Genomic DNA, 5,733 nt, shown 5'->3' with positions numbered 1-5,733 from the left:
GTCCGGCGGCAGCTTCTCGAGCTTGTCCTGGGCGACATCGGCGGGCGTGAAGCGAAGCGCGCCGTTCGGCACCAGGATCACGCCCTCATGGACGGCGCCCACGACATCCGCGGTCGCGGTCATGCCGGGGCGGAGCAACAGGTCGGGATTGCCCACCTTGGCCAGCACTTCATAGGTGACCACGCCCTGCTCCGACTTGGGCGCCAGACGGACAGAGGTCACTTCGGCATCGAACAGCTTGGTCGGATAGGCATCGACCGAGAATGTGGCCTTCTGGCCGACCGCGACATGGCCGATGTCCGCCTCGTCGATATCGAGGTTCAGTTCCATCTGGGTGAGATCCCGCGCCACGGTGAAGAGCACCGGCGTCTGCAGGCTGGCGACGATGGTCTGGCCCAGTTCGACATTGCGCGAGATCACCACGCCGTCGACCGGGGAGCGGATGGTCGCCTTGTCCAGCGTGGTGCGGTCCGAATCCAGCACCGCCTCCGCCACCTTGACGCCGGCTTCGGCGGCCTGGAGGCCAGCACGGGCGCGGGCCAGTTCGGCCAGGTCCTGGTCCTTGGTCTGGGCCGAGGCGAAGCGGCTGTCGGCCAGCGCCGTGGTGCGCTTGGCCGTCACCTCGGCCAGTTGCAGCGAAGCCTGGGCCTGGGCGACCGAGGCCCGGGCCGAGAGGAGATTGGCCTCCGACTGTTTCACCTTGGCTTCGAGCGACGACGTATCGAGCCGCGCCAGCACCTGTCCCTGCATCACCTGGTCGTTGTAGTCGGCCTTCAGCTCGGAGATGCGGCCGGTGATTTCGGCGCCGACGTCGACCTGGTCGACCGGCTGGATGGTGCCGGTGGCACTCACCGTCACGGTCAGGGTGCCGCGGGCGACGTCCTGGGTCTTGAAGGCGGGCGTCTCGCCGCCGCGCAGGAGAAACACGCCGCCGGCCGCCAGCACGATCAGCACGCCGACGACCCAGGGCCAACGCCGGCGGCGCCGGGGGGCGCCCGGCGGGGTCTGGGCATTGGTCATGGCGGGCTCCCGTCGGCTTCTGTTCCGCCCCATCAGATGGAACGGAACGGCCGCAGAAACAAGAGCGTTCACAAAACGTTACACAACCGGCGGGGGGCTGGGACAACGCCCCGTGCATGGCAGGCATGGCGCCCACCCCCTAGGGATACGGCAGGCAGCCTGTCATATACGAGGGCACCCCTGCCCGAGACCGCCGGAATGCCCGCCTCCCCGATGCCGACCGGCGACAACCGCCGCCCCGATTTCAGGACTGTCGCCCTGATCGTCGCGGCCGCCATGTTCATGGAGCAGTTGGACGGCACCATCCTGGCGACCGCCTTGCCCGCCATGGCGCAGGATTTCGGCGTCACCGCGCCGGGCATGAGCATCGCGCTCACCTCCTACCTGCTCAGCCTCGCCGTCTTCGTGCCGGCCAGCGGCAAGGTGGCGGATCATTTCGGCTCGCGCACCGTGTTCCGGGCGGCAATCCTGGTCTTCATCGTAGGCTCGGTCGCCTGTTCGCTCGCCCCCAACCTGCCCATGCTGGTCGCGGCGCGCCTGCTCCAGGGCCTGGGCGGGGCCATGATGATGCCGGTCGGCCGCCTGATCCTGCTGCGCTCGACCGACAAGAAGGACATGGTCGCCGCCACCTCCTGGATGCTGGTGCCGGCCCTGATGGGGCCGATCGTGGGGCCGCCGCTCGGCGGTTTCATCGTCACCTATGTCGACTGGCGCTGGATCTTCTACATCAACCTGCCGATCGGCCTGCTCGGCCTCGTGCTGGTCTCGCTCTATATCGAGAACCACAAGGGCGATGCGGTCGAGGATTTCGACCTGGCGGGCATGGCACTCTCCGGTGTCGCCCTGGGCAGCCTCTATTTCGCGCTCGAACTGGCCAGCCGGGGCGAGGCGCTGCGGATCGCCGCCCTGCTCGCCGCCATCGGCCTGGTCGCGGGATTCTTCTATATCCGCCACGCCCGGAACCACCCGTCGCCCATCCTGGACCTTTCCCTGATGCGGGTACCGACCTTTCGCCTGTCGGTCATCGCCGGCTCGCTGACCCGGATCACCCAGGGCGCCCAGCCCTTCCTGCTGCCGCTCCTGTTCCAGCTCGCCTTCGGCATGACGGCGGCGGAGAGCGGTTCGATCGTGCTCGCCACCGCCGCCGGCTCGCTCGCCATGAAGGCGCTGGCGCCGCGCATCCTGCGGCGCTTCGGCTTCCGCCGCGCGCTCACGGTGAACGGCGTCGTGTGCAGCCTCGCCTATGCGACCTGCGCCGGCTTCGGGCCGGGCTGGCCCCATGGGCTGCTGTTCGGCGTGCTGGTCTTCTGCGGCTTCTCGATGTCGTTCCAGTTCACCGCCTACAATACCGTCGCCTATGCCGAACTGCCGCCGGCGCGGATGAGTGCGGCGACCAGCTTCTACACGACCTTCCAGCAGCTCATGCTGTCGCTCGGCGTCTGCGCCGGCGCCGCCATCCTCCAGGCCGCCATGCTGATCGGCGGCAGCACGGTACCGGTACGCGGCGATTTCGCCGCCGCCTTCCTGATCGTGACCGCGATCTCCCTGCTGGCGACGCTGTGGAACCGCCGCTTCGCGCCCGACGCCGGGGCCGAGATCAGCGGCCACCACCCCGCCCCGCACTGAACGCATTGCCGCCCTGTGCCGCCGCCCATGGACCGGGCGGCGGACCGCATTTACCGTCTTCGCAGCCGGAATAACCTTCTTTCACAGTACGGAAACGGAGTATGGCGATGGCAGTGAAACGCCAGATCAGGCTGGGCGCCTTCATGCGGCCGGTCAGCATCCATACCGGCGCCTGGCGCTATCCCGGCGCCCGGCCGGACGCCAATTTCAGCCTGGCGGAACTGACCCGCTCCATCCGGAAGCTGGAGGCGGCCAAATTCGACGCCTTCTTTATGGCCGATCACCTGGCCGTGCTGAACATGCCGATCGAGGCCCTGCGCCGCAGCCACACGGTGACCTCCTTCGAGCCCTTCACGCTGCTCTCGGCGCTGGCCATGGTGACGGAGCGGATCGGCCTGATCGCCACCGCCTCGACCACCTTCGACGAGCCTTTCCACATCGCGCGGCGCTTCGCCTCGCTCGACCATATCTCGGGCGGGCGCGCGGGCTGGAACATCGTGACCACCTCGAACCCGGACGCCGCGCTGAACTTCGGGCGCGAGAGCCACATGGAGCATGGCGACCGCTACCGGAAGGCGCGCGAGTTCTACGACGTGGTCACCGGGCTCTGGGACAGTTTCGCCGACGACGCCTTCATCCGCGATGCCGAGAGCGGTCTCTATTTCGATCCCGCGCGGATGCACCGGCTGAACCACAAGGGCGAATACCTCTCGGTGCGGGGACCGCTCCACATCGCCCGGCCGGTCCAGGGCTGGCCGGTGATCGTGCAGGCCGGCGCCTCGGAACCGGGCCGCCAGCTCGCCGCCGAGACGGCCGAAGTGGTCTTCGCGGCGCCCGGCCACATCGCCCAGGCGCAGAGTTTCTACAAGGACGTGAAGGGCCGGATGGATGCCCTGGGGCGCCCGCGCGACCATCTGAAGATCCTGCCCGGCGCCTTCGTCGTGGTCGGCGACACGGTCGAGACGGCGAAGGCGAAACGCCTCCACCTCGACAGCCTGGTGCATTACGAGAGCGCCATCGCCTCCCTCTCGATCGCCCTCGGCACCGATGCCTCGGGCTTCGATCCGGACAGCCCCCTGCCCCCTGTCCCCGAGACCAACGACAGCAAGTCGAGCCGCGAACGGGTGATCGCGCTCGCCGAGCGCGAGGGCTTGACCGTACGCCAGCTCGCCCAGCGCCTTGGCGGCTATGCCGGCCTCTCCTTCGTCGGCACCGCGAAGACGATCGCCGACGAGATGGAGCATTGGATCGAAAGCGAAGCCAGCGACGGCTTCAACATGATGTTCCCCTGGCTGCCCGGCGGGCTCGACGAATTCTGCGACCAGGTGGTGCCGGAACTGCAGCGCCGCGGCTTGTTCCGGACGGAATACGAGGGCGCCACGCTCCGCGAGAACCTGGGCCTGCCGCGGCCGGTGAACCGCTTCTTCGCCTGAGTCAGACCATCGCCAGTCAGACCAGGGCCTGGAGGCGCAGCAGGGCGATCCGCTTCACCTGGTCGAGGGCGGTGGCGAATTCGACCTCGGGGGTGTTTTCCACCCGTGCCTCGAAGGCCTTCAGGATGGTGTGCTTGTCGAGGCCCTTCACCGCGATGATGAAGGGGAAACCGAATTTCGCCTTGTAGCGCTCGTTCAGTTCGGTGAAGCGCGCCAGTTCCGCGGCCGTCAACCGGTCGAGCCCGGCACCCGCCTGTTCCGCCGTCGACTCCGGCGTCAGGCCCTTGGCCAGCGCCAACTTGCCGGCGAGATCGGGATGCGCGTTCAAGAGCGCCAGCTTGGCCGCCCGCGGGGCGGGATCGAGCGCCCGGCAGAGGGCGGCGTGCAGGCCCTTCGCCGTCTCGGCCGTCGCACCGCCGTCGAAGGCGGCTTCGGCGATCCAGGGCGAATGCTCGAAGACGCCGCCGAAACGGGCCACGAAATCGTCGCGGGTCATCACGCCCCCTTCGGCGGGTGCTTGGCCTGCCAGTGGCGGGCGATGTCGATGCGGCGGGCGAACCAGACGCCCTCGTGCCCCTTGGCATAATCGATGAAGCGCTTGACCGCGGCGAAGCGCCCTGGCCGCCCGGCCAGGCGGCAATGCAGGCCGACCGACATCATGCGCGGCGTATGCGCCCCTTCGGCATAGAGCGTGTCGAAACTGTCTTTCAGGTAGGTATAGAACTGGTGGCCGTCGCCGAAACCCTGGGCATTGATGAAGCGCATGTCGTTGGCGTCGAGCGTATAGGGCACGATCAGCAGGGGCTTGCCGTCGACATCCTGCCAATAGGGCAGGTCGTCGTCATAGGCATCGGCATCCCAGACGAAGCCGCCCTCTTCGGCGACCAGGCGGCGCGTGTTGGGGCCGGTCCGCCCGGTGTACCAGCCGAGCGGGCGGGTCCCGGCGACATGGGTCAGGATCTCCACCGCTTCCTTCACATGGGCGCGTTCGACCGCCTCGCCGACATATTGGTAATTGATCCAGCGAAGCCCGTGGCTGGCGATCTCGTGGCCGCCGTCGACCATGGCGCGGATCACGTCCGGATGCTGTTCGGCCGCGCGGGCGACGGCGAAGACGGTGACCGGTACCCGCGTCTCCTCGAACAGGCGGAGCAGGCGCCAGACGCCGACGCGCGAGCCATAGTCGAAGATCGACTCGACCGAGAGATGGCGCACGCCCAGCAGGGGCTGGGCGTTCACCACTTCGGACAGGAAGGCTTCCGAGGCGGGATCGCCATTGTCGATCGAATTCTCGCCGCCTTCCTCGTAGTTGAGGACGATCTGCACCGCGATCCTGGCGCCGCCCGGCCAATCCGCCTTGGGCGGCTCGGCGCCGTAACCGATCAAATCGCGGGGAGTCTGCCACGTCATTCTGAAAGCCTCTGCGGAGCGGGTCCGATACCGAAGGCATAGTACAGACGGGGCCGGCGATCATTCGCGATTTTTAGAAGATGTTTGGCCAAATCCCCCCTTCCCACGACGCAATGCACAACGCCACGATGGGAGAGTTTCGGGGTCGGGAGAGAAGTCGATGGCTGCAGGCTGGTTGACCACGCATGTACTGGATGCCGCGCAGGGCATACCGGCCGCCGCGGTCAGGATCGATCTCTACCGC

5 protein-coding genes are annotated in these 5,733 nt (G+C 67.8%); 2 read left to right on the top strand and 3 right to left on the bottom strand.

Annotation, left to right across the window (positions count from 1 at the left end):
- Positions 1-1,020 (bottom strand): efflux RND transporter periplasmic adaptor subunit (locus tag WC493_RS21375; RefSeq protein WP_373068339.1); only part of this gene is annotated, 1,020 nt, incomplete at its 3' end.
- A gap of 198 nt (positions 1,021-1,218) precedes the next feature.
- Between WC493_RS21375 and WC493_RS21370 the strand changes: the two genes are divergently transcribed.
- Positions 1,219-2,646 (top strand): DHA2 family efflux MFS transporter permease subunit, encoded by a 1,428-nt coding sequence (locus WC493_RS21370; RefSeq protein WP_373068337.1) that lies wholly within the window; start codon positions 1,219-1,221, stop codon positions 2,644-2,646.
- 101 nt (positions 2,647-2,747) lie between these two features.
- On the top strand, positions 2,748-4,079 hold the full coding sequence (locus WC493_RS21365; protein ID WP_373068335.1) for an LLM class flavin-dependent oxidoreductase: 1,332 nt from the start codon (positions 2,748-2,750) through the stop codon (positions 4,077-4,079).
- Between the two features lie 16 nt (positions 4,080-4,095).
- Here the strand turns inward: WC493_RS21365 and uraD are convergent, their stop codons facing one another.
- Both uraD and puuE read right to left on the bottom strand, forming a co-directional pair.
- Positions 4,096-4,575: a 2-oxo-4-hydroxy-4-carboxy-5-ureidoimidazoline decarboxylase gene (gene uraD / locus WC493_RS21360; RefSeq protein ID WP_373068333.1), complete on the bottom strand. Its 480-nt coding sequence runs from the start codon at positions 4,573-4,575 to the stop codon at positions 4,096-4,098.
- On the bottom strand, positions 4,575-5,489 hold the full coding sequence (gene puuE / locus WC493_RS21355) for an allantoinase PuuE (protein ID WP_373068331.1): 915 nt from the start codon (positions 5,487-5,489) through the stop codon (positions 4,575-4,577). The genes uraD and puuE overlap by 1 nt, the downstream gene beginning before the upstream one ends.
- Between the last annotated feature and the right edge of the window lie 244 nt (positions 5,490-5,733).

The organism is Zavarzinia sp. (genome assembly GCF_041650655.1).
In the GTDB taxonomy this organism is placed as follows: domain Bacteria; phylum Pseudomonadota; class Alphaproteobacteria; order Zavarziniales; family Zavarziniaceae; genus Zavarzinia.
Note: the sequence above shows the minus strand (reverse complement) of the source record. Positions and strands in the feature narration are given on the sequence as shown.

Bases quoted from the DNA above. Each gene is read 5' to 3' on its own strand.
- WC493_RS21370 (WP_373068337.1), top strand. From the start codon at position 1,219: ATGCCCGCCTCCCCGATGCCGACCGGCGACAACCGCCGCCCCGATTTC.
- uraD (WP_373068333.1), bottom strand. From the start codon at position 4,575: ATGACCCGCGACGATTTCGTGGCCCGTTTCGGCGGCGTCTTCGAGCAT.
- WC493_RS21365 (WP_373068335.1), top strand. From the start codon at position 2,748: ATGGCGATGGCAGTGAAACGCCAGATCAGGCTGGGCGCCTTCATGCGG.
- puuE (WP_373068331.1), bottom strand. From the start codon at position 5,489: ATGACGTGGCAGACTCCCCGCGATTTGATCGGTTACGGCGCCGAGCCG.